The sequence below is a fragment of the Pseudomonadales bacterium genome, from assembly GCA_041395945.1.
Lineage (GTDB): Bacteria > Pseudomonadota > Gammaproteobacteria > Pseudomonadales > Azotimanducaceae > SZUA-309.
The window spans coordinates 558,884-581,666 of sequence record JAWKZN010000002.1 but is presented as its reverse complement, the minus strand read 5'-3'; the positions used below and the strand labels follow the sequence as shown (position 1 = coordinate 581,666).

Genomic DNA, 22,783 nt, shown 5'->3' with positions numbered 1-22,783 from the left:
ATTACTTAAAATGATGGAGTGGGAATGCGGATCCTGACGTGCCCCGGGGTTCTCTGGTGTCCTCTGCTGACCCGGGTTGGTGTAGTTTCAGTCATTCCGGCGCCTGCCTCGAATACATGGACGCACCGGAGAAAAAGGTCTAGGTACTCGTCGTCTCCGCCGGCACTGGGTGGATGAGGCTGGCAGGAACCGATGAAGTTAGCCGAAAGGCTGTCAGGACGTGAGTCAAGTTTAGAGTTTTGACAGGGTTCGTCAAGATGCGGGCTGAAAGGCCCGCATCCCCACTATTCGGCTCATGAAATCAGATATTACTGTCCAGGAAGGCTGCCAGCTGGGACTTGGACAGTGCGCCTACCTTGGTCGCGGACACTTCACCGTCCTTGAACAGCATCAGTGTCGGGATACCCCGGATACCGTATTTCGGCGGGGTTTCCTGATTCGCGTCTATGTCCAGCTTACAGATCTTCAGGCGATCGCCGTACTCGGTGGCAATTTCATCGAGGATGGGGGCGATCATCTTGCAGGGCCCGCACCACTCTGCCCAGTAATCCACCAGCACGGGCTTGGTGGATTTGAGGACATCGGCCTCCCACTGTGAGTCGGTGGTATGAACAATCTTTTCGTTCACAATCTGTCTCCTGTCGGTCTTTTTAGGGATATATCGGTTATCGGCAAAGGGCTTGATCTGTCAGTCGACTGGTCTGTATTCAGATCGATAAAGTGATCGATGAACTGATCGGTCATGTGGATCCGGGAAGTCCCAGATGAGATCCTGGTACCCTCAGCCGCATCGGAATGCCCTGTTGGGCGGTGATTCGAGGGCTCAGGGCGGTGGAACGCACCGGGACTGGAAATCGATGCAGGGGAGTGTAGCACGACTGTCGACGCCCGTTCTTAGACCCGATCGACATGGTTATAGACCTCGAATCGACTCGGCAAAGCGCAGCGCAAAGTAGCTGAGGATACCGTCTGCCCCCGCCCGCTTGATACACAGCAGGGACTCATCGATCACGGATTCCGCCAGCCAGCCGTTGCTGATGGCGGCCATGTGCATCGCGTACTCGCCACTGACCTGATAGGCGAAAGTGGGCACTCCGAATCTGTCCTTCACCCGGCGGACCACGTCCAGGTAGGGCATGCCGGGCTTGACCATCACCATGTCCGCACCTTCGCTCAGATCCAGGGCGATCTCCTGCAGGGCCTCGTCGCTGTTGGCGGGATCCATCTGATAGGTCTTCTTGTTGCCCTTGCCAAGGGTGGCGCTGGCACCGACCGCATCGCGGAAAGGGCCGTAGTAGGCGGATGCGTATTTCGCCGAATAGGCCATGATCCGGGTGTTGATGTAGGCGCCGTCGTCCAGCGCGCTGCGGATCGCACCGATGCGGCCGTCCATCATATCGCTCGGGGCAATCACATCGGCCCCGGCTTCGGCGCAGACCAGGGACTGGCGGCAGAGGGCTTCGACGGTGATGTCGTTGAGTACGTAACCGGCATCATCGATGATGCCGTCCTGGCCGTGGGTCGTGTACGGGTCGAGTGCCGCATCGGTCATGACGCCAAGCTCGGGCATTTCTGCTTTGAGTGCCCGCACGGCGCGGGGAATCAGGCCTTCCGGGTTCCAGGCCTGAGCCCCATCGAGAGAGCGCAGACTGATGTCGAGGTTGGGGAAGAGGGCGATCATGGGAATACCGGCGTCTGCGGCGCGATGTGCGTCTTTCAGGAGCTGATCGATGGAAAGACGTTCGATGCCCGGCATGGAGGCCACGGGGATGCGCTGGCCGTTTCCTTCGACGACGAAAACCGGATAGATCAGATCGTCCGCGCTCACCTGGTTCTCGCGCACCAGACGTCTCGAAAAATCGCTGGCGCGATTGCGACGCATGCGGGTTGCGGGGAATGTGCGGTGCATCCTGGTGTCCTTCGGGCGGGTACGCAGCGCGCATGGTAGCGCACAATGAGCCCGCTTTGAGGCCGAGGATGGTCGCGCTGTGACGCGGGTCAGTACCAGACCGCTTTGCCTACCCCGCCGCTCGGATTGAGCAGATCGCCGGTGATTGCCGCGGCGCGATCGGACGCGAGAAACACGGCAAGATGCGCAACCTCTGACGCGTCGATCATCCGGCCGATGGCGTTTTCAAACCGTCCCCCGGGGGCGAAGTCCTGCCGTTCAGCCTCCTCGACCGCCACGCCGAGCTTCAGGGCACGCGCCTCGAGCATCGCCCGGGTGGTCTCGGTACGCGTCATGCCGGGGTGGATGCAGTTGACGGTGATGCCGTCGCGGCCCAGTTGAAGTGCGAGCGTGCGGGTGAAATGCACGAGCGAAGTGTTCCGCGCCCCGCCACTGAGATTGCCGGGCAGGCGGGCATTCGCGCCGCTGATATTGATGATGCGGCCGTATCCGGCGCGCTGAAGATGGGGAATTGCCGCGCGCGTGCAGCGCAGGGCGCCGAGATACTTCACGTCGAAATCGTGCAGGAAGTCCTCGTCCACGATCGATTCGATGCGGCCGACCGCCGTGGGCGAACCACCCGGCAGCGAGGCACTGTTGACCAGTATGTGCAGCCCGCCGAGTTCGGTAACGGCCCGTTCGATCGCCGAGTCGACCATTTTTCGGTCGGTCACGTCGCAGGCGATGGGCACGATGCGCCGTCCGGTCTCTGCCGAGATCTCCAGCGCGGTTGCCTCGAGATCCGCCTGAGAGCGGGAGAGGATGGCGACATCCGCGCCTTCCCGGGCGAGCTCCAGGGCAATGGCGCGACCGATGCCGCGCGAGCCGCCCGCGACTGCCGCCTTGCGCTCTGCCAGTCCGAGATCCATGTCAGTACTCCCGATTGTCCGTCGGCAGATGCTACCCGATTGCTGCCGCACCCGGGTGCACGGCTCACGCCGGAAGCGCATTTACTCTGCCCATGCGCGACAATGCGTCCTGTTGAACGGAGAACGGAATGCCGGAGCCCCTGCCTGGAACCATCGGATCACCCGGAAAACTGCGGAGGTGGCACAGAGTTTTTCTGCTGTTCTCCGTTGTCTGCCTTGTTGCGGTTTTCTTTCTCTTCGATCTGCCGCAGTACTTCACCCTCGATTTTCTGAAGCAGGCCCACGCCGGCATTCTCGCCAGGGTTGACGAGGAGCCGGCCTGGACCTCTCTGCTCTTCTTTGGTGCCTATGTGGTGGTCACCGGGCTTTCTCTCCCGGGCGCGGCCGTCATGACGGTGGCGGCCGGCGCACTGTTCGGGCTGATCTGGGGGGTCGCGCTGGTGTCCTTTGCCAGCTCGCTGGGCGCGACCCTGGCGATGCTGATCTCCCGCACGGTCCTGCGGGACTGGGTGCAGAGCCGTTTCGAGCGACAGCTCGCAGCAGTGAATGCGGGCCTCGACCGGGACGGTGGCTTCTATCTGTTCAGCATCCGCATGGTGCCGCTGTTTCCCTTTTTCATCGTCAATCTGGTGATGGGGGTGAGTCGGCTGCCCGCGTGGACCTTTTACTGGGTCAGCCAGCTGGGGATGCTGGCAGGCACCGCCGTGTTCGTCTTTGCAGGCACCCAGCTCGCCCAGGTGAGCAGCCTCGCAGACGTTTTAAGTCCGGGCCTGATCGCTGCCCTGACACTGCTGGGACTGTTCCCGCTGCTGGCGCGTAAATCCGTGGGCTGGGTGAATGCGCTCCGGAGGCAGCGCTGATGGCAAATTACGACAACAACCTGGTGGTGATCGGCGCCGGTTCAGCCGGACTCATCGCGGCGCTCATTGCCGCCACCGTCAAAGCCCGGGTCACACTGGTCGAGCGGGACCGGATGGGCGGCGATTGCCTGAACACCGGCTGCGTGCCGAGCAAGGCGCTCATCCGCTCGGCGAAGACGGCCCGGGAGATGCGCATGGCGGCGAAGTTTGGTGTCGCGTCGGTGACCCCCGAAGTGGATTTTCCAGCGGTGATGTCCCGGGTCCAGCAGGCCATCGCCACGATCGAACCCAAGGACTCGATTGCCCGCTACACGGAACTGGGCGTGGACTGTGTCACCGGTACGGCGCATATCGAAGACCCCCACCATGTCCGGGTCAGCGGTGAGCAGGGTGATCGGCTGCTGAGCACCCGCAGTATTGTGCTGGCCTCCGGGGCCCGACCCTTTCTGCCACCGATTCCCGGTCTCGACTCGGTGCAGCCGCTCACCTCGGACAATCTCTGGGCGCTGCGGTCACTGCCCGGGCGCCTGCTCGTCATGGGCGGTGGCCCCATCGGCTGTGAACTCGCCCAGTGTTTCGCCCGTCTGGGCACACAGGTGACCCTGATCGACATGGAGGATCGGCTGCTGCCGAGGGAGGATGTCGATGTCTCCCGTCATATCGAAGCCACGTTCACAGAAGAAGGCATCGACGTCCGCCTCGGTCATCGGGCGGTACGGGTGGAGGCAGGGGTGCTGCACGCGGAGACGGCCTCCGGCCCGGTGAGTGTGGGCTTCGATCGCATCCTGGTGGCGGTCGGCCGACGGGCACACACCCAGGGCATGGGTCTCGAAAAACTGGGGGTCGGCATCCATCCGAACGGCACCGTGCAGGTGGACGACTATCTGCGCAGCACTCAGAAAAACCTGTTCGCCTGCGGGGATGTGGTGGGCCCTTACCAGTTCACCCACATGGCTTCACACCAGGCCTGGTATGCGTCGGTCAACGCACTCTTCGGCAGGTTCTGGAAGTTCCGGGTGAACTACCGGGTCGTGCCCTGGGCCACCTACACGGATCCGGAAGTCGCCAGAGTCGGTCTGTCCGAAGCGGAAGCGGCCGCCGCCGGCCGCGCGGTGGAAGTCGTGCGCTATCCCCTCGATGATGTGGACCGTGCCATCGCCGACGGCGCGACAGGCGGCTGGGTCAAGATCCTGGTGAAACCCGGCAGCGATGAGATTCTCGGTGCAACGATCGTCGGCAGCCGGGCCGGGGAACTGATTGCCGAGTTTGTGCTGGCCATGACCCACGGCATCGGCCTGAAGGGCATCATGAGCACCATCCACGTCTATCCGACACTCTCTGAGGCGAGCAAGCTGGCGGCTGGTGTCTGGCGCAGACGCCATGCGCCGGAGCGGCTGCTCAACTGGGTGGGACGGCTGCATGCACTGCTGCGTTGATGTGCCGCTCAGTCCGGGAGGGTTTTGCGCAGACGTTTCAGACCCCGCCGGAAGCTGGCCGGGTCGCGCAGCAGCCGGGCGGTGAGCAGATAGCCGTAGAGCCCGGCCAGCAGAGCGGCGGCTTCCCGCTGGGCGCGCTTGGGGCGGGCGCCAGTGTCTTCGAATACCGCACTCAAGCGCTGCAGCCAGGTTTCGAACTGGGCGGCGACCGCTTCTGCATGGGCGTCGGCCGCACTGCCCTGGCTGAATACGGCGACCAGACAGTTGCGCTCACCCTGCTGGGTATAGTCGGCAAAGCCTTCAATGAATCGGGCCAGCCGTTGTGCGGCAGGTTCGGGCGACTGGAGCCGGGCGAAGGCCTGTGATTCGAGTCTGGCCACCGCTTCCCTGAGCAGCACCGCGGCCATTTCCGGCTTTCCACCGGGGAAGTGATGATAGAGGCTCGCCTTACCCAGCCCGCAGGCTTCTGCGAGTTGATTCAGGGTGGCGCCCTCATAGCCGCGGTCTTCGAAGACAGTTTCAAGCCGGGAGAGCAGCATGGCGCGGGAAGACACTCGCATGGGCGGATGGTAACAGAACGAACGTTCGGCTCTCTATCAATGTCGATCTGGCGATGGTGGATCTGTCGAGGGTGAATCGATCGAGGGTGAATCGACGCATGGTGGTGTGCAGATCGGCCTGCCTGCTGCTGCGACCTTTCCGGCAGCGCAGGCATCTATAGAGCCATGGCAGGCTTTTCCGACCTGAATCTTGAAGCATCCGTCGTCGCCGGACTTCGCGCGGGCGAGGCGGATGCATTGACCGACGCCTACCGTGTACTCGCCCCGGCGATATTCGGTCTCTGTGTCAGGGTGCTGGGGGAGCGTCAGCTTGCCGAAGAGGTGATGCAGGACACCTTTGTGGATCTCATGGAAAAAGTCGGCAGTCTGCGGGACGACACCGCGGTGGTGGCCTGGGTCCGGAAAGTTGCGATCAACCACTGTCTGATGCGGCTGCGATCACCCTGGTATCGGCGCCGGACGCAGAGCGAACCGGCGGAACGGGTGGATGACGGAGACGGTGCACTGCGACTCGGGAACCTGCGTGACCTGGAGCGCGCGCTGCTGCAACTCGGTGCGAAGACACGCCTGGTGATCTGGCTTCACGATGTGGAGGGCTATACCCACAAGGAAATCGGCGATCTGCTGGGAAAGACGTCGAGCTATTCAAAATCCCAGCTGGCGCGGGGCTACCGCCGGCTGGAAGCGCTGTATGGAGGAACTCAGGATGAAGGAACGGCAGCAATCCGTATCCGACCTGCTGGCGCTACGTGACCGAGAGCCTCTCGACGGTTCCCGCGCAGTGGCAGCCTCCGGGGATCCTCGAGAAATTGAGCGGTTGCGTCGGCTGCGAGCACTGAAGTCGGATCTGCAGTCTCTCCCGGCACTCGAGCCGGATCCCGCAAATCTGCAACGGATCAGAGCGCGACTTGCGGCGCCTCAGCACCGGCGCCCGGGGAATTCGGGGCGAATGTGGAATCTGCTTCTCGCCAGCGCAGCTGTGCTGACGTTCGGCGTTCTGGTCAGTTTGCTGGTGCAGGACGCGCGCTGGCCGGAACCCTCGGAAGGGCAGATCGGCAGCTCTCACGAAATGCGCAGCAGGCCGGCGCTCACCGGGAGAGTCGCCGGAATGGCCGGAATGAATGGTCCGGGGCCTGGGGCAGAGCTGAACGCGCTGCGACAGGTGTCCTTCCGGCTCGAAGGTCTGGCGCGTGCCGTACCCGGCTTACCGGTATCCGGTTCCCGGGCGGGTGACCCCGCCGAGTCCGCCCTGCTGTATCGGCTTGCGGACCTGGACGGTCAATTGCTGGAGCGGGCGGACGCCGGTCGCCTCGATGCGGAAACCGAGCGCACGCTCTGGGCCCGGCGGGTCGAGCTGCTGGGCACACTGACCCGGATCAGGCAGATCAATGCGACCCGTCAGGTCGCCTACTACTGAAATCTGAGGAGACAGCATGAAGTCGCGGAAAGGTATGCAACTGCTGGCAATCGGCCTGGCGCTGGCCGTTGTGGGCGGCGAGATGGCCATCGCAGGGCAGAGCAGCGGTGAATTCGATCGCTCTGAGATCGAGGCCGCAATCGACACCGCCCGGCAGGAACTCGATGCAGCGGCTGCCCGTCTCGCCGAGCTGCACCGGGAACTGTTCGAGCAGGGCGGCCAGCGGCAGTCGAGACCGACGCTCGGTGTGCTGCTGGGTGAGGCAGACAGGCAGGAGGGTGTCCTGATTGTCGGTGTGACCCCGGGGGGTGGTGCCGAGGCCGCCGGGCTGGCGTCGGGCGACCGCCTTCTGGCCATCGACGGCCACCGCTTCGAGGGCGGCGGCAGTTTCTCTGATCGCTTCAGCCAGGCACTCGATGGCCTCGAACCCGGAGCGGTGGTGAATGTGGAATATGCCCGGGATGGATCCGTCCTGCAGGCGGCGGTCACCACCCAGGCACGACAGGATTTCACCCTGCGGGTACTGCGGGGTGATGTCGACTGGCTGCCCGACCACCGGGAGCTGGCGGTCGAAATCGAGTCCGCCGTGGCAGCGGGGCAGGAGGCGGCGAGTGAGGCGATGGCCGAATTGCGGGCTGCCTGGCCCGTATTGCATGACGCCCTGCAGCCTGGGGGTCTGAGACTCGAAGAAGTCAGCGGCGATCTTGCCCGCTACTTTCAGGTGGAAAAGGGCGTGCTGGTCATGAGTGCCGGCGGATCCGGATCCGCATCCGCATCCGGATCCGCATCCGGCGCCGGCTTACGCGCCGGTGACATTCTGCGCAGCATCGATGGTGCGGCGATCGATGGGATTGGCGATACCTACAGAACGCTGCACGGGATCACTCAGGCTGTCCCGGCGGAGGTGATCCGGGAAGGTGCCCGGGTGTCGATTCAGATCGAGCCGTTGGGGATGGGACCGGGACCTCAGACGATCTTTATACACAAGGAGGTCAGCGGACCCGAAGCGCCGCCCGGCGGACCCGCCCTCATCGGGCCGCGTTAGCTCTGCAGGCGTTCGAGGGCCTCGGACGCCTCCAGCCACTTCTGCTCTGCGGCATCCCGGGTCTTGCGCAGCTTGCCGGCCATCCGAATCAGCTCGTCCAGCTCCCCGGGTGGCAGGCTGTTGTAGGCCTCGGGATCCGCAAGTTTTTGCTCGGCATCCGCAAGACGGGCTGAAACAGCCTCGAGTTCCGCCTCTGCCTGTCTGATGGATTTGCGCAGCGGCTGTTCCTGTTTGCGCTGTTGTGCGGCAGCCTGGCGCCGCTCCTTTGCGGTCAGCTCATTTCCCGCAGCCTGGGTCGTCGCAACCGGCGCGCTCTTCAATTCAGGCAGGCCGGCGGCCGCACGCAGTTTTGCCGGGTTGTGCAGATCCGCGTAGTCGGCGAGATCGGCGTCGATGAGGGTCACGGTGCCGTGTTCGACCAGCCACAGTTCGTTCACCGTACGGGACAGCAGGCTGCGATCGTGGGCGACGATCACCATGGCGCCTTCGTAATCCTGCAGCGCGAGCGCGAGTGCCTCCCGCATATCCAGGTCGAGGTGGTTGGTGGGTTCATCCAGCACCAGGATGGCCGGTTTTTCGGCGGCGATCAGGGACAGCACAAGACGTGCCCGCTCGCCGCCCGAATAGGTGGCTATCGGTCGTTCCGCGAGATTTTTTGGGAATCCCCAGCGGCCGAGGTAGTCGCGGCACCATTGTTCACGCTGTCTGGGGTGGGCGTCCTGGAGAGTCGCGAGCCCGGTTGCAGACGCATCGAGGGTTTCCATCTGATGCTGGGCGAAGTAGCCGATGGCAGAGTGGGCGCCGCGCACCACCTCGCCGGATAAAGGTTCGAGGGCGCCCTGCAGGCACTTCAACAGGGTCGATTTGCCGGCGCCGTTGGCCCCCATCACACCGATCCGGGCGCCGGGCAGGATGGAGGCGCGCACGTTCTGCAGCACCACATGAGCGCCGTAACCCACACTTACCTGGTCGAGGCTGATGAGCGGATTGGACATGCGTTCCGGGCTGGCGAAAGTCAGGTGGTAGGGCGAGTCGGCGTGCACGGGAGCCACGAGTTCCATCCGCTCGAGGGCCTTGAGCCGGCTCTGCGCCTGCCGCGCCTTGGAAGCTTTCGCGCGAAAGCGGTCCACGAAGCTGTGGATATGGGCGATTTCCCGCTGCTGCTTGGAGAATGCTGCCTGTCGCAGCATCAGCGCTTCCGCACGCTGGCTTTCGAAGGCCGAGTAGTTGCCCCGATAGACGTCGGCCTGACCGTGGTGCAGGTGTACGGTGACATCGGCAATGTTGTCGAGGAACTCCCGGTCGTGGGCGATCACCAGCAGGGTGCCGGGAAAACGCTGCAGCCAGGTCTCCAGCCACAGGGTGGCCTCCAGGTCGAGGTGGTTGGTGGGTTCGTCCAGCATCAGCAGGTCGGCCGGGGTCATGAGGGCCTGGGCCAGATTCAGACGGATGCGCCAGCCGCCTGAGAAGTCTGCAAATGGCCTTGCAGTATCGGCAGCGGAAAAGCCGAGACCGAAGAGAATTTCTCCGGCTCGGGCTTCGGCGCTGTAGGCGCCGAGATCGTCGAGACGGATGTGGCCATTGGCGATGTCCATGTCCCGGCCCTCGGCTTCCGCCGCGGCCAGGTCCCGTTCGGCTTTGCGCAGTTCGTGGTCACCGTCGATCACGTAGTCGAGTGCGGGCCTCGAAGAGGCTCCTACCTCCTGGGCCATGTAGGCGATACGCCAGCCGGCAGGACGCCCGATGTCCCCCGTATCCGGTTGCACGGTGCGCAGCACCAGTTCGAACAGGGTCGACTTACCCACGCCATTGCGGCCGACAATGGCGACTTTCTGACCGGGATGAACGGTCAGATTGAGGTTTTCAAATATGGTCGTCGGACCCCGCTTGAGGCCGAGGCCGCTGATGGTCAGCACAGCAGATCTCTATTTTTTTGGTCAGTGAACCGGGAATTCGTCAAACGCTGTCGACACCCTCCCGCTGGGAGGGTCACCCTCCCGGCAGGAGGGTGTGCGCGCGGGCGGGAGGTTAGGCGCTTATGCTGCGATCGTCCAGACGTGCGGGGCCGGCAGCCAGGGGTCTGCGGCGCAGATCGCTGGCACTGCGTGGTGCGCGCTGGGCGTCGATCCAGCGCAGCAGGGACCACCAGGCAGGGGTTTCCTTGCGTGCGGCTCGCGACTCTGTCATGTCGACGACGCCCTGGCCCAGCTCGATCGCCTCTGAGTAAACGGGGCTGTCCCGGAATGTGGCGACTGCAGGCACATCGATGCAGCCGAGAAAGTGCTCGAGTTTGGCGTGGGTCTCAGTGTTGGGCTGAATCCGGTTTGCGATCACACCAACCGGTCGCGGCGAGCTACGGAAGGCGCGATGGGTCAGCAGGTTGGTGATGAAACGGCCGCCAGCACGGATGTCGATTGAAGACGGCAGCATCGGAATCAGTACGATGTCCGCCTGTTTCAGCAGGGACTCCATCTCCTGATCCCGGGCATTGGACTGGCCGTCGACGATGATGCGATCCACTTCCGGGGGCAGCCGGTTGCTGTAGACCTGGGTCTGATACATCGATGGTCGCTGATGCGCGGCGATGAGCCGGATGGTTGGCAGTGCCGGGCTGCGCTGTTCGATCCAGTAGGAACTCGATGCCTGCGGATCGTTGTCGATCAGGGCAACGGAGTGCCCGCGGTTGGCATAGGCGACAGCGAGATTGGTGGCGATCGTCGTCTTGCCGCAGCCACCTTTACCGTTGATCACCAGGATCCGGCAGGTCGCCGGACGTGTGCTGTCCATGACAGTCCTTCCCATAATGTCAGAACGGCGTGGCAGATCGCCCCGCGTGCCTACATCCAGTCGGCTGGCGCGGATCCGTTCCTGTGCGGCCCTCTAACGGGCCCTTATCTGTCCCTCAAGTCTGCTGGGTGAGCGTACCGTTCTTGGAGCGGTTTTTTTGTTCTGACTCGAGCGGCCCCCCGGTCACTGGTCTGACCTGTGGATAAATATAGCCACACAGGCAGGGGAACGCCAGACCTCAGGTGAAGGAATGTCGACTAAACAAAGAGTTAGATCTAAAAGATGAACGGGCAGGGAGAGGGCCGGACGCCCTAGATGCGACGCAGTTCCACCAGCCGGCCATCTCCGGCCAGCGCCAGGAAGGCGCCGGTACGGGCGTCATAGCCAACCGCCAGGATGGCCGCACCCGTGGGTCGCCAGGGATCCCGGGCGCCGGCATTCCAGCGCTGAATCCTGCGGTGGCTGCGGGTGTCCCAGAGCTCAACGGTACGATTCACGAAACCGATGAGCAGGGTGGATTCATCGAAAGCAAAGCGGGCGCTGGTCACACCGGGGTTGCGGTCATGAAGGTCAGCGAGGCGTGTACCGCTGGTGGCATCCCACAGTGTGACAGCGGCACCCTGCGCGGCGGTGAACGCGTAGCGTCCGGTAGCAGAGAGTGCTACCTGCCGCACCGGATTGCCGCACTCGAATCGGTGTAGCGACTCGCCGGTGTTCAGATCCCAGAGCACGGCAGTTTCATCGTCACTGCCGGTGAAGGCGAGGGTGCCATCGGTGCTGGCAGCGACACTGCCCACGACTGCCTGGTGCAGGAAGGTCCGCAGATGCGCGCCGTTTGTGGGATCGAACAACACCGCACTGTGATCCTCGAGTCCCATCAGCACCGCACGGCCCTGATTCAACACGGCGAGGCTCATCACACTGCCCGGTGTTGCCCAGTAGCCGAGTGATTGGCCGGTGCCGGTATCCCACAGCACCAGGGTGCGCGGGTCAGCGGTAGCAGCCCGGGTGCCGTCGGGAGAAAACGCGGCCGCTGTCAGAGTCGAATATTCACCCGCCTGGTGATTCCAGTCGTAGAGTCGTTCGTGATCGGGATTACGCCAGAGGCTGGCGCCGTGATTGAGGGAGCCGACAAGGCTGAAAGCGCCGTCGCTGGACAGTGCTCCGGAGAAGATACCCTGGCTGGCCAGTTCGTGGCTTGCGTCGGTGTCGTCGTGCAGACACCCGCACAATGCGAGGAGTGTCACGAGCGCGAGTGCTGCCCGTGGTTTTTTCTGCACCTGCTGGAAGTCCAGGAAATTCACTGACTTCCGGGATCAGTGGAGGCCCCGGGTACTCGCGTGATTGCGGGTTGCGGGTATTTCGACCATCGCGGCGAGGAGGACGGCGGCATCTTCCGGGATCTCCTCCTGGGCATTGTCGTTGCGGAGAATGTCGTCTTCCAGTTCAAAGCGGGTCCCCAGTGTCAGGGCGAGTGCTTCCAGAGCGTTTTTCACTGCGCTCACGTCGATGTTCGCGGGATTGCCGAAGGTATCGTTGAACATCATTGCCTGGCGGGTGGACGCTTCGATTGCCGCATATTCGTGAGCGCTGGGAATCGCCCGTTGAAATACCCGGAAGTGACCGGCGGAAAGGTAGTCGACCAGTGTGTCGCAGAAACGGCCGAGCAACGCCTCGGACAGATCGATGAAATTCTCATCCAGTGCGTGATTGAGTTTCACCAGGTACGCGATCAGACGCTGACGGCAACCGCCGAAGGTCTTGTCGGAATTTTCCAGATATTCCCGGGTGCGCTCTGAGGCGCTGCGGGTCGCAGGGGAACTGCGGGTCGCAGGGGAACTGCGGGTCGCAGAGGAACTGCGGGTGGATGTGTGGTTGCGATCAACGGCCGGCACAACTTCTGTCTGCATGAACTATCCCTCTCCGAATGGTTTTCCATGAGAAAGATAGTCCGGTCTGCGAATTACGCCAGTTGGCCGCTCGAAGCGTCTCCTGCCTCTGGCGGCAGATGCCTGATGGATCAGCGCGACGCCACGCTGGCTGCACGTAACTGCAGCGCGGACAGAACGATGAGTACCACGAAGCCGAGCAGCGCCCAGCCCGGCAGCGAAATGCCGATGAACTGCCAGCTCACCTGTGCGCAGTCTCCGGTACCCCGGGTCATCATTGCCAGCACGTCGGCGAAGGGGAAATTCTCGATGGCATAGGCCATGTCCGGCCCGCAGGCGGGTACCTGCTCCGCCGGCAGGTTCTGCAGGTAGAGCTGGCGCAGCGCGAATCCCGCCCCGACCAGAGCCGCCAGCATGCTGAGCAGGGGATAGATGCCCCAGCGTGAGGAGTGCAGCAGACCGCCCACTGCGATGAGTCCGGCAATACCGAACCAGATGCGCTGCATCAGACAGAGTGGACAGGGTGCCAGGCCCAGCGCGTATTCCATCACCAGCGCGCCGCAGAGAAGGACGCCGCAGACACCGACGATCATCGTGGCCCAGGCCTCGGAGGAATCCTGAAACTGATTCATTGCACAATCACCACGACTTTACCGATCGCGCGTCGCTCACTCAGGCAGCGCAATGCGGCGGCATATTCAGTAAGCGGGTACTCGGCTCCCACGAGCGGACGTATGAGACCCTGTTTGTAGAATTCGAGTACTTCGGAAAAATTGGCTGCGGCCTCTGCTGTGAAGCGGGCGGACCAGGCACCGAAGAATACCCCTACCAGCTGACAGCTCTTCAGCAGGATCAGATTGAGGGGTACTTTCGGGATATCCCCTGCGGCGAAGCCGATCACCAGGATGCGTCCGTACCAGTTGATGCAGCGCATGCACTGGTCGAAAAGCTCACCGCCGACGGGATCATAAATCACATCGGCCCCTCTGCCGTCTGTGAGTGCCTTGACCTTCTCCTTGAGCTCACCATCGCTGTAGTCGATCAGTTCATCGGCACCGGCCCGCCTGGCCGCCGCGAGTTTCTCCGCCGAACTCGCCGCCGCGATGACCCGGGCACCCATGGCCTTACCCAGTTCCACGGCGGCCAGCCCAACGCCGCCAGCCGCACCCAGTACCAGCAGGGTCTCACCGGCTTTGAGATCGGCGCGCTGTTTGAGTGCATAGTAGGAGGTGCCGTAGGTTGTGGAGATGCCGGATGCCTGGGCGAAACTCATGCCTTTGGCCATGGTCCGCAGAGCGCGTTCGTTCACCACCACGCGCTCGGCGAAACCACCGTGGCCGATCCCGGCGAAGACCCGATCACCCACGGCAAACTTCGACACCCCGGAGCCCAGAGCGGCTACCACCCCGGCAATCTCCCCCCCGGGAGAGAAGGGGAAAGGCGGACGGCTCTGGTATTTGCCTTCGATCATCAGCACGTCGGGAAAGTTGATGGCGCTCGCTCGAACGTCCACGAGCACTTCGCCAGGTCCCGGTATGGGTTCCGGGACATCTTCCAGCACCAGACTCTCGGGCGGCCCGAAGGCCTTGCACAGTACAGCTTTCATGATGAGTAGGGTTCAACCTGTGGCGACGACCCCGCAAGGGTACTGGTCGGAAAGTCAGCGTCAACTATGCTTCGAAGATATAAGTTCGGAGCAAAGCAATGACAATGGTCGACGTGCGCAGCCTCAACCTGCTGCTGCTGTGTGTAGCAGGGCTGGCGGGATACGTTTCCGCTGCCGAGGGCGATGAGGAATCCGGGGCAGGAGCTGCGCATCGGGACGTCCGCTATGTGGATCTGCAGCCCGCTTTCATCACCAATGTGGGTGTCTCTGACAACGGCAGCCTCATGTATGTGAAGACGGACATCTCGGTACGGGTGTCGTCACAGCAGGCGGAGATGGCCACCCGCTATCACCTGCCCGCATTGAGGAATGCGCTGGTGCTGCTGCTCTCCCGTCAGGACGAAGCCACGGTATCCACCGGTCGGGGCAGGGAAATGATCCGGGCGGAGGCGCTGAGCGAACTGCGGACGATTCTGGAAAACGAGGAAGGCGCGCCTTATCTCGACGATCTCATGTTCACCAATTTCATCGTGCAGCGGTGATCTGTTCCTTCGTCCATTCCCCCGCGTGCTGGAGGATGTCGGGAAAGTAGGCCTCGAAGTCGGCGGTCAGATCCTGATAGAGATCCAGACTCACAGCTGCGGCACGGGCACCGAGTTCCGGTCGGCGAATACGCCGGGCAACTGAATGCAGAGCGCGCTCGACTACCGGCCATTCCTGGTAACGGGCGAACAGATCGGAGCTGGCTGCGTAGTCGAGAAACTGCTGACCCGATTCGGGCAGCCAGTCTCGATGCTCAGCAATACTTGAATAGGCGGTGCCTGTGAAATCCGCCAGAACCTCCGGGTGATGGGCAGACCAGGACATCGCGAGCAGATGGTCGGCGATAATATCCACGAACACAGGAGCGAGCCGGCGCAGCTCGGCCGGAAAGCGTTCACAGCTGCGCAGGATCAGTGGTGCCCGATTGCTGTAAGCGTCCACACGACGATGCAGTCTCACGCCGAGTGAGAGCGCTGCCGGCATATCGACGGGCACTCTGCCTTTGAGAAAATCCCCGAGAAAACCCCCTGCGATCAGAGATCCCTGCCAGGCTTCGTCGGGCGGTTCTGAGCTGTGAGCGGGGAAGTATGATCCGTTGCCCATCGAATCGCTGCACGGTCCCGCAACCCGGGCGCCGATCAGACAGTGAGCGAGAAAATTCATCAGAGCGCCAGGTAGCCCTCGAGAAAAGTATCGAAGTCGACGGTGTCGGCCTGCTCGATCCGGATCTGCTCCTTCACGGAGTCTTCGGCAAGACGCGTGTAGCGCCGCAGGGTGCGATCCCGCAGAGGCCGGTTGTCGAAGTAGCCCTTGTGGGCAATCGACTGATTCATGATGAAACGGAAGAAGGGGATCTCCTGGCTGCGCATCATCTCGAGAATGCGCGCCGAAGGCGTCTGCTCGGGATCAGCCAGCTTCTGTTTCTGCACTGCCAGACTGTAAGTGAACATGTCGTGGCCGTTTGCCTCATCCAGCAGATCGGCAACAGGCTGCAGACCGTGACAGAGCACGTCTCCCCACTCCGCAAGCGTGTGGGTGGTGCCCAGAATTTCCAGTGGCAGTCCGGGTCGCCGTCCCTGCTCCACCACCTTCAGCTGATTCGCGGACATGGTGGCAGATTCTTCCTCGCTGTCTTCAGGGCTGTCGAGCAGCAGACAGTAGAGCAGGAACACATCCAGGAAGCGGGCTTCCTGGGTATCGATACCGACCGGCAGGAAAGGGTTGAGATCCAGGCAGCGTACTTCCACGTACTCCACACCGCGACTGCGCAGCGCATCCAGCGGCCGTTCGTCTTTCTGTACCGGACGCTTGGGCCGGATGGTTCCGTAGAACTCGTTTTCGATCTGCAGCAGGTTGGTGTTGAGCTGCCGGTACTCGCCGTCCACCTTCACGCCAATCTTTTCATACGCCGGGTAGGAGGTGGTCAGCGCCTGCTGCATCGAAGCCGCGTACCGGGAAAAACAGTTATAGGAGATATGCAGGGACTGCTGCGCGTCGCTCTGATAGCCGAGTCGGCCCATCCGCAGAGAGGTTGCGTAGGGCAGATACAGGGAACCTTCGTCGAAGACTTCGAGGGCGTGGGTTTTGCCTTTCACGAAACTCTTGCAGATGGCCGGCGAGGCGCCGAACAGGTAAATGAGCAGCCAGGAGTAGCGGCGGAAATTCCGGATCAGGCCGAAATAGGCAGCGGTGCGGAAATCCTGGTCCGGCTCGCTGCCACGCAGACGGGCCAGCGGCTCCCAGAAGGCCTCGGGTACGGAAAAGTTGTAGTGGATGCCGGAGATCGTCTGCATCAGACGGCCGTAGCGGTTGCCAAGACCAAGGCGATAAACGGTCTTTGCCTGGGCGATGTTGGAGCTGCCGTAGCGACCTACGGGGATATCTTCATCCGAACCCAGCACACAGGGCATGCTGCTCGCCCACAACAATTCGTCGTGCAACTGCTGATAGACAAAGCGGTGCACGTCTTCGAGCTGAGCGATGCAGGTATCGCTGGACTCATGGACACTGGTGATCAGTTCGAGCTGCGCTTCGCTGAAATCGGTGGTGATGTGCGGGTGGGTGAGTGGAGAACCGAGACCTGCAGGATGTGGTTCGGGTGAGAGTGCACCTTCCCGCGTCACCCGCAGGCTTTCCTTTTCGATGCCACAGCGCATGCGGGTGAGCACCGTGAGGTCGGCGCCCATCGAGTCCAGAACCTGCTCTGGGATATCGAAAACGTTTGCGGTCAAGGCACTTGTCTCCGACACCCGGCGCGGTCAGCTGCCGAAATTTCCATCCGGACCTGCGTCCACGATGGTTTTTTCCACGTCGTATTTCTTGAAATTTTCCTGGAATCTGCCGATCAGATTTCTGGCCGCCCTGTCATAGGCTGCTTTGTCTGACCAGGTGTTGCGCGGATTCAGCAATTGCGTGTCGACACCGTCTACTGCCTTGGGGATCTGCAGATTGAGGCCGGGCAGTGTTTCAGTCGCCACATCCTTGAGGGATCCGGACTGGATCGCGCGGATGATGGCACGGGTAGTGGGGATGTTGAAGCGCCTGCCCACGCCGTAGCCGCCACCTGTCCAGCCGGTGTTGACCAGATAGACCCGGGATTGGAAGTCTTCGATCCGCTTGATCAGCAGGTCGGCGTAGACACCGGCCGGTCGCGGAAAGAAGGGTGCGCCAAAACAGGTTGAGAAGGTGATTTTGAAGGCTTCCGTGGAGCCGATTTCCGTCGAACCGACGGCGGCCGTATAACCGGACAGAAAGTGATAGGCGGCCGCTTCTTTCGACAGCAGAGCCACCGGTGGCAGCACGCCGCTGACATCGCAGGTCAGGAAGATGATGCTGTTGGGTTCGCCGCCACGATTCTCGGGTACCTTGGCTTCGATGTTGTCCCGCGAGTAGCAGGCCCGGGTGTTTTCCGTGAGGCTCGAATCCGCGTAGTCGGGTATCCGGGTCTGGGGGTCGATCACCACGTTTTCGACAATGGCCCCGAAACTGATGGCATCGAAGATGACCGGTTCGTTTTCCCGGGTGAGGTCGATGCATTTCGCGTAGCAGCCGCCTTCGAAATTGAAGACCGTGCCTTTGCCCCAGCCGTGTTCGTCATCACCGATCAGGAATCGATCCGGATCAGCGGAAAGGGTGGTTTTTCCGGTACCGGACAGTCCGAAGAAGAGGGTGACATCGCCCTCGGGGCCCATATTCGCGGAGCAGTGCATGGGCAGCACGTCCTTTTCCGGCAGCAGAAAGTTCAGCACGGAGAACATGGATTTCTTCATTTCGCCCGCATAGCGCATACCGGCGAGCAGTACCTTGCGCTGGGCGAAGTTGATCATCACGGTACCGTCACTGTTGGTGCCGTCACGCTTCGGATTGCAGACGAAGCCGGGTGCGTTCACCACCTGCCAGACCTGTTTGTTGTGCGGGTTGTAGTGCTCGGGTGTGATGAACAGTGCCCGGCCGAAGAGCGCGTGCCAGGCGTATTCGGTGGTCACTTCGATGGGCAGATAGTGCTCCGGATCCGCGCCCACGTGCAGGTGGGATTCGAAGGTCTCACAGTTTTCGAGATGCAGCTGCACCCGATCCCAGAGGGCTTCGAACACCTCCGGTCTGATCGGCTGGTTGATGGCACCCCAGTCGATGGCATCGGCAGTGGAAGGCTCCTGGACGATGAAGCGGTCCTTCGGTGAGCGGCCGGTGCGGGCACCGGTTTCCACCACGATGGCGCCATTGCTGGCGAAATGGCCTTCCCCGCGCAGCACCGAGATTTCGGCGAGCAGCGGGCGCGAAAGGTCAACGTGGGTGAGGTTTTTCGACGTATTGTCTATATCTACGGCCATGTTCGTCGCTTTTTCAGGTGTCCCAAAAGAGCGGCGCATTATGCCAGAGGGTTTTACTCAGGCATATGTGCAGGATGTGGCCCTCTTCGCCAGAGGTGTCTAGTGAATGGCGGGGGGATCCGGGCTGAACAGCTGGTGGACGTCGACGGCGTCGTAGGCATAGAGAGCGCCACAGATCTCACAGGTGACGCTGATTGCCTCCTGTTCAGTGAGCAGTTCCAGCAGGTCGTCCCGGCCCAGGGCGAGCAGGGTGGTGCTGGTCTTGTCCCGGTTGCAGGTACACTGAAAACGCAGCGCCCGGGGCGGGTGCACGCGCACGGTGGCTCCGCCGAACAGGCGGGTAATCAGGCTCTCGCAGTCCAGTCCGGCCAGCTCTTCCTCGCGCAGCGTGGCTGCCAGCAGCTGGACTTCCTCCCAGAGCGCCTGCTGGTGGTCGATTTCGACTTCGGTTGCGTTGTCCCTGCCGGGTAGTCGCTGCAGCAGGAGGCCGGTTACGGAGTCCTGGGTGCCCGCGAAGCTGAGGCGGGTCGGCAGCTGTTCACTGATAGCGAAGTAGCTTTCCAGATTAACCGCCAGGCGGTCTCCGCTCAGCGCCACCAGTCCCTGGTAGGCCTGGGACTCGGCATCATCCGAGACCGCATCAGGAATCAGGTTCAGGGCCAGCTGGCCGTCGCCGATCAGTGCCTTCAGAGAGTCGGTATCGGGAATGTGCGCCTGATCCGACCAGTTGGCGAGACCACGCAGGAGATGGCGTTCCCGGCATTCCGCAAGCACGGTGGTGAGTGGGCCAGATCCCCGGGATTGCAGGGCGACTGCGCCGCGGAATTTGACGTTGTCTGCCACCAGAGTCACGGCGGCCAGCATCTCACCCAGCAGATTGCGCACCCGCCCCGGGTAGGTCCGGCGACCATCGAGTTCGGTGAGCACGGAGCTGAGCCTGACCCACTGGCCCCGGATGGGTGCCTCGATAAAGCTGAAGCGGCGAATTTCGTCCAATGGTCTCTCCATTCGATCTGCACTGCTGCCCGGGGCAGGAGATCAGTGTTCCTGTTTCAGTTGCGCACGGGCCCGTCGTTCGTGCTTCGAGGGGCGACGATCCGGCACCTGCAGTCCGGCGCGTTCCATGCGCCGGCGAGCGGATTCGGCTTCCCGCGCTTCAATGGAGTCCGCAGTCTCCTCATAGAGGGTCCGGGCGATGCCTGCGCTGCCTCGCTGTTCCGACAACCCGCGCACCACAACGGTCTCTACAGTCCAGCCGCGGCGGATGCTGAGACAGTCACCGACCGACACCTCCTTACTGACCCTGGGCTTGCTCGTCTGGCCCTGGGGCTGGCCACCGGCGTGAAAATCCACCTTCCCGGCCTCGATGGCTGCCTTGGCCTGGGCACGGGTCCTGAAAAACCGGGCGGCCCAGAGCCACCGGTCGAGGCGCACCCGGTTATCAGTGGCCGCGGTACTCAAGGCGAAGCGACCGCCACCTTCGGCGCGGTCGGGGTAATGTCGCGGAAGTCCTTGAGGGCCAGACGGCCGAGATTCTGCCGGGCCGGGCGGCCACTGTCGGGCTGCTCGATGTTGAGCAGGTGGACGATGCCATAGTCGGCGGCGGCATCCAGGACTGCGTCGTTGTCGTCGATCAGCAGGGTACGAGCGGGATCGAAGGGATGCGCACGCATCAGTTGCTGCCAGAATACCTGGGACTCCTTAGGCGCGCCGAAGTCGTGACTGGATATCACCGCGTCGAGCCTGTGGGCGAGCCCGGAATGGGCATGCTTCACCGCCAGCGAATCGCGGTGAGCGTTGGTGACCAGCAGCGAGCGCTTGCCGCTGCCAGTCAGCCAGGTGAGAAACTCAGGAACGTTGGGCCGGTAGGCGATCAGACCTGCCAGTTCATGGTGCAGGGCAATGATGTCGAGGCCGGTGAAGGTGGCCCAGTAGTCCAGGCAGTAGAACTGCAGCTGACCCCGGGTTTCTCCCATGTGGGAAAACAGGTGCTGCCGGGCGTCTCCCAGACTCATCCCGCGGGCTGCACCGAAACGGGCCGGCAGCAGGGTGCTCCAGAGGGTGTTGTCATAACACAGATCGAGCAGGGTGCCGTCCATATCCAGCAGCACGGTGTCGACGGTGTCCCAGGTGATCATGGCGATAGCTGGTTGCCGGGAGTTGCGCAATGTGGTGCGTATGATAGCGTCTCCCGCGCACCTGCAGGGGTCTTAAAGTGAGCGTACCCGAGATCAAGGCGATCCGAACGATTGCCCGATCGCGTTTTTTTCACATCGAAGAACTGGATCTGCGTTTTTCCAACGGGATCGAGCGCACCTATGAGCGGATGCCGGGATCGGGCAAGGCGGCCGTTATCGTGGTCGCGGTGGACGGTAACCAGGATCTGCTGCTGATCCGGGAATACGCCGCCGGTTTCCATGAAATCCAGCTTACCCTGGTGAAAGGCGCCGCTGAAGACGGAGAGTCCCTCGAGGAGGCGGCAAACCGGGAACTCAAAGAGGAAGTGGGTTTCGGGGCCCGCTCGCTCGAGTTCATCAAGAAGCTCGATCTGGCGCCGGGACATATGGGATTCACCATCAATGTGGTGCTTGCCCGCGACCTTTTTGCTGAACGTCTGCCCGGCGATGAACCGGAACCTCCCGAGCTGGTACGCTGGCCGCTGGCGCGGCTCGATGAGCTGATCGGTCGCGAAGAGTTTCGGGAAGCCCGGGCGATCGCCGCACTGTATCTGGTCCGCCAGCACCTGCTGGGCGAGCGGCCCAGGGATAAGCCCCTGCCGGTGCGCTGATGTTCTGCGCAGACACCCGATGCCGGTGGCTGACGATCCGGAATTTTGAATCCTCCTGGAGACACTGATGGACAGGCATCTGGCAGACGCGGTGATCGCACTGGTCGAACGTGCGGGCACCGCGATCATGGACGTTTACCGCACCGACTTCGATGTTCAGACAAAGGATGACGCGTCTCCGCTGACCAGGGCCGATCTCGCGGCGCACAACATCATCGCCCGGGGGCTAGCAGAGCTGACGCCGGAGATCCCGCTTTTCTCGGAAGAGTCCGCAGTGCCTGAGTTTTCCCGCAGGCAGGGCTGGACACGCTACTGGCTGGTGGACCCCCTCGATGGCACCCGGGAATTCGTTAATCGCAACGATGAGTTCACCGTGAACATCGCACTTATCGATGATCACAAGCCGGTATTCGGTGTGGTGGGTGTCCCCGCCCAGGGAGTGGTCTATACAGGAATCCCCGGCCAGGGTGCCTTCCGGCATGCATCCGGAACGCGCAGTGAAATCGGTGGTTGTCGCCGGGATGAGTCTGCGCCTCTGGTGGTGGTTGCCAGTCGCAGTCACGGGGGAGAGCGACTCGAACGCTATCTGGCTGCTTTAGCAGCGGAATTCGGCGCTGTCGAGCGCACGCCGGTCGGCAGTTCGCTGAAACTGTGCATTCTCGCGGAAGGTCGTGCTGATCTGTATCCGCGACTGGGACCGACGTCGGAGTGGGACATCGCCGCGGCACACGCGGTGCTGGCTGCTGCAGGCGGCCGGGTCTGGGCGGCGGATGGTTCGGCGCTGGAGTACAACCGCAAGGACTCGGTGCTCAATCCGGAATTCTTCGCGGTTGCGGATGCAGCCTATCCCTGGGAGCGGCGCCTGCCGGCGGTCTCGGCCGCAGACTGACGGGCGCGCGGCCTCATCAGCCGGGGGTTGATCTGGCCTCACTAGCCGGGCTTTCCAGTTTTGACCCGTCCAGTGATGCCAAAAGGATTTTGGCCTCACTAGCCGGGCTTTCCAGTTTTGACCCGTCCAGTGATGCCAAAAGGATTTTGGCCTCACTAGCCGGGTCGTATGCCTGGTGCTTCGCCCTGCCGAGGAGAATGACACTGTATATACATACAGACCCGGCTAGTGAGGTGAGGAAAGATAACAAAAAATTTCGCAGAAAAAAGCAGGCCGGTACCTGAGTTTGTCCCGCTGAAATGATTTGTCTGCTGCA

Annotated in this window: 24 protein-coding genes; 8 read left to right on the top strand and 16 right to left on the bottom strand. The window is 62.4% G+C overall.

Annotated features, from left to right (window positions below):
• Positions 1–301 precede the first annotated feature (301 nt).
• The 3 genes from trxA to R3E82_19345 form a co-directional block, all read right to left on the bottom strand.
• The gene (gene trxA / locus R3E82_19355; protein MEZ5553049.1) at positions 302–628 is read right to left on the bottom strand and encodes a thioredoxin TrxA; all 327 of its coding nucleotides are present in this window, start codon (positions 626–628) and stop codon (positions 302–304) included.
• Between the two features lie 285 nt (positions 629–913).
• Positions 914–1,909, bottom strand: coding sequence for a porphobilinogen synthase (hemB, locus tag R3E82_19350; GenBank protein MEZ5553048.1), 996 nt, complete (start codon positions 1,907–1,909; stop codon positions 914–916).
• Positions 1,910–1,998: 89 nt separating this feature from the next.
• Complete coding sequence (locus R3E82_19345) at positions 1,999–2,817, bottom strand: SDR family oxidoreductase (protein MEZ5553047.1); 819 nt, start codon at positions 2,815–2,817, stop codon at positions 1,999–2,001.
• Positions 2,818–2,945: 128 nt separating this feature from the next.
• Between R3E82_19345 and R3E82_19340 the strand changes: the two genes are divergently transcribed.
• Entirely contained in the window at positions 2,946–3,677 is a 732-nt protein-coding gene (locus R3E82_19340) for a TVP38/TMEM64 family protein (GenBank protein ID MEZ5553046.1), read from the top strand.
• A complete protein-coding gene (locus tag R3E82_19335; GenBank protein MEZ5553045.1) occupies positions 3,677–5,113 on the top strand; it encodes an FAD-dependent oxidoreductase in 1,437 nt (478 codons plus the stop codon). Before R3E82_19340 ends, R3E82_19335 begins: the two co-directional genes overlap by 1 nt.
• An 8-nt stretch (positions 5,114–5,121) precedes the next feature.
• Here R3E82_19335 and R3E82_19330 read toward each other — a convergent pair whose 3' ends face one another.
• Complete coding sequence (locus R3E82_19330; protein ID MEZ5553044.1) at positions 5,122–5,673, bottom strand: helix-turn-helix domain-containing protein; 552 nt, start codon at positions 5,671–5,673, stop codon at positions 5,122–5,124.
• Between the two features lie 165 nt (positions 5,674–5,838).
• Here R3E82_19330 and R3E82_19325 point away from each other — a divergent pair, with 165 nt between their 5' ends.
• The 3 genes from R3E82_19325 (at position 5,839) to R3E82_19315 (ending at position 8,135) form a co-directional block, all read left to right on the top strand.
• The gene (locus tag R3E82_19325) at positions 5,839–6,426 is read left to right on the top strand and encodes a sigma-70 family RNA polymerase sigma factor (protein MEZ5553043.1); all 588 of its coding nucleotides are present in this window, start codon (positions 5,839–5,841) and stop codon (positions 6,424–6,426) included.
• Positions 6,427–6,622: 196 nt separating this feature from the next.
• Positions 6,623–7,090, top strand: a complete 468-nt coding sequence (locus R3E82_19320) for a hypothetical protein (protein ID MEZ5553042.1) — start codon at positions 6,623–6,625, stop codon at positions 7,088–7,090.
• A gap of 16 nt (positions 7,091–7,106) precedes the next feature.
• Positions 7,107–8,135: a PDZ domain-containing protein gene (locus R3E82_19315; GenBank protein ID MEZ5553041.1), complete on the top strand. Its 1,029-nt coding sequence runs from the start codon at positions 7,107–7,109 to the stop codon at positions 8,133–8,135.
• Here the strand turns inward: R3E82_19315 and R3E82_19310 are convergent.
• The 6 genes from R3E82_19310 to R3E82_19285 form a co-directional block, all read right to left on the bottom strand.
• Positions 8,132–10,051, bottom strand: a complete 1,920-nt coding sequence (locus tag R3E82_19310; GenBank protein ID MEZ5553040.1) for an ATP-binding cassette domain-containing protein — start codon at positions 10,049–10,051, stop codon at positions 8,132–8,134. The genes R3E82_19315 and R3E82_19310 overlap by 4 nt on opposite strands.
• A 112-nt stretch (positions 10,052–10,163) precedes the next feature.
• Positions 10,164–10,922 (bottom strand): ParA family protein, encoded by a 759-nt coding sequence (locus R3E82_19305; protein MEZ5553039.1) that lies wholly within the window; start codon positions 10,920–10,922, stop codon positions 10,164–10,166.
• Between the two features lie 311 nt (positions 10,923–11,233).
• Positions 11,234–12,226 carry a hypothetical protein gene (locus R3E82_19300; protein ID MEZ5553038.1) on the bottom strand — a complete coding sequence of 331 codons (993 nt, stop codon included), beginning with the start codon at positions 12,224–12,226 and terminating at the stop codon, positions 11,234–11,236.
• 12 nt (positions 12,227–12,238) lie between these two features.
• Complete coding sequence (locus R3E82_19295) at positions 12,239–12,832, bottom strand: Rsd/AlgQ family anti-sigma factor (protein MEZ5553037.1); 594 nt, start codon at positions 12,830–12,832, stop codon at positions 12,239–12,241.
• Positions 12,833–12,942: 110 nt separating this feature from the next.
• Positions 12,943–13,443, bottom strand: a complete 501-nt coding sequence (locus tag R3E82_19290) for a disulfide bond formation protein B (GenBank protein MEZ5553036.1) — start codon at positions 13,441–13,443, stop codon at positions 12,943–12,945.
• Complete coding sequence (locus tag R3E82_19285; protein MEZ5553035.1) at positions 13,440–14,417, bottom strand: NADPH:quinone oxidoreductase family protein; 978 nt, start codon at positions 14,415–14,417, stop codon at positions 13,440–13,442. The genes R3E82_19290 and R3E82_19285 overlap by 4 nt, the downstream gene beginning before the upstream one ends.
• 98 nt (positions 14,418–14,515) lie before the next feature.
• Here R3E82_19285 and R3E82_19280 point away from each other — a divergent pair, with 98 nt between their 5' ends.
• Complete coding sequence (locus R3E82_19280; protein ID MEZ5553034.1) at positions 14,516–14,959, top strand: flagellar basal body-associated FliL family protein; 444 nt, start codon at positions 14,516–14,518, stop codon at positions 14,957–14,959.
• On the opposite strand, the gene R3E82_19275 is transcribed toward R3E82_19280, so the two are convergent.
• The 6 genes from R3E82_19275 to yrfG all read right to left on the bottom strand — a co-directional run bounded on the left by R3E82_19275 (position 14,943) and on the right by yrfG (position 20,928).
• Positions 14,943–15,623: an ACP phosphodiesterase gene (locus R3E82_19275; protein ID MEZ5553033.1), complete on the bottom strand. Its 681-nt coding sequence runs from the start codon at positions 15,621–15,623 to the stop codon at positions 14,943–14,945. The two genes, R3E82_19280 and R3E82_19275, sit on opposite strands and share 17 nt — an antisense overlap.
• Entirely contained in the window at positions 15,623–17,146 is a 1,524-nt protein-coding gene (gene gshA, locus R3E82_19270; protein ID MEZ5553032.1) for a glutamate--cysteine ligase, read from the bottom strand. The genes R3E82_19275 and gshA overlap by 1 nt, the downstream gene beginning before the upstream one ends.
• Positions 17,147–17,218: 72 nt before the next feature.
• Complete coding sequence (locus R3E82_19265; protein MEZ5553031.1) at positions 17,219–18,790, bottom strand: phosphoenolpyruvate carboxykinase; 1,572 nt, start codon at positions 18,788–18,790, stop codon at positions 17,219–17,221.
• A 99-nt stretch (positions 18,791–18,889) separates the two neighbouring features.
• Entirely contained in the window at positions 18,890–19,786 is an 897-nt protein-coding gene (locus R3E82_19260; protein ID MEZ5553030.1) for an Hsp33 family molecular chaperone HslO, read from the bottom strand.
• A 42-nt stretch (positions 19,787–19,828) separates the two neighbouring features.
• Positions 19,829–20,224: a S4 domain-containing protein gene (locus tag R3E82_19255; protein MEZ5553029.1), complete on the bottom strand. Its 396-nt coding sequence runs from the start codon at positions 20,222–20,224 to the stop codon at positions 19,829–19,831.
• Positions 20,225–20,247: 23 nt separating this feature from the next.
• Entirely contained in the window at positions 20,248–20,928 is a 681-nt protein-coding gene (yrfG, locus tag R3E82_19250; protein ID MEZ5553028.1) for a GMP/IMP nucleotidase, read from the bottom strand.
• Between the two features lie 77 nt (positions 20,929–21,005).
• On the opposite strand from yrfG, the gene nudE reads away from it, so the two are divergent.
• Positions 21,006–21,578 carry an ADP compounds hydrolase NudE gene (nudE, locus tag R3E82_19245; protein MEZ5553027.1) on the top strand — a complete coding sequence of 191 codons (573 nt, stop codon included), beginning with the start codon at positions 21,006–21,008 and terminating at the stop codon, positions 21,576–21,578.
• Positions 21,579–21,645: 67 nt separating this feature from the next.
• Positions 21,646–22,467 carry a 3'(2'),5'-bisphosphate nucleotidase CysQ gene (gene cysQ / locus R3E82_19240; protein ID MEZ5553026.1) on the top strand — a complete coding sequence of 274 codons (822 nt, stop codon included), beginning with the start codon at positions 21,646–21,648 and terminating at the stop codon, positions 22,465–22,467.
• The last annotated feature ends 316 nt before the right edge of the window (positions 22,468–22,783 follow it).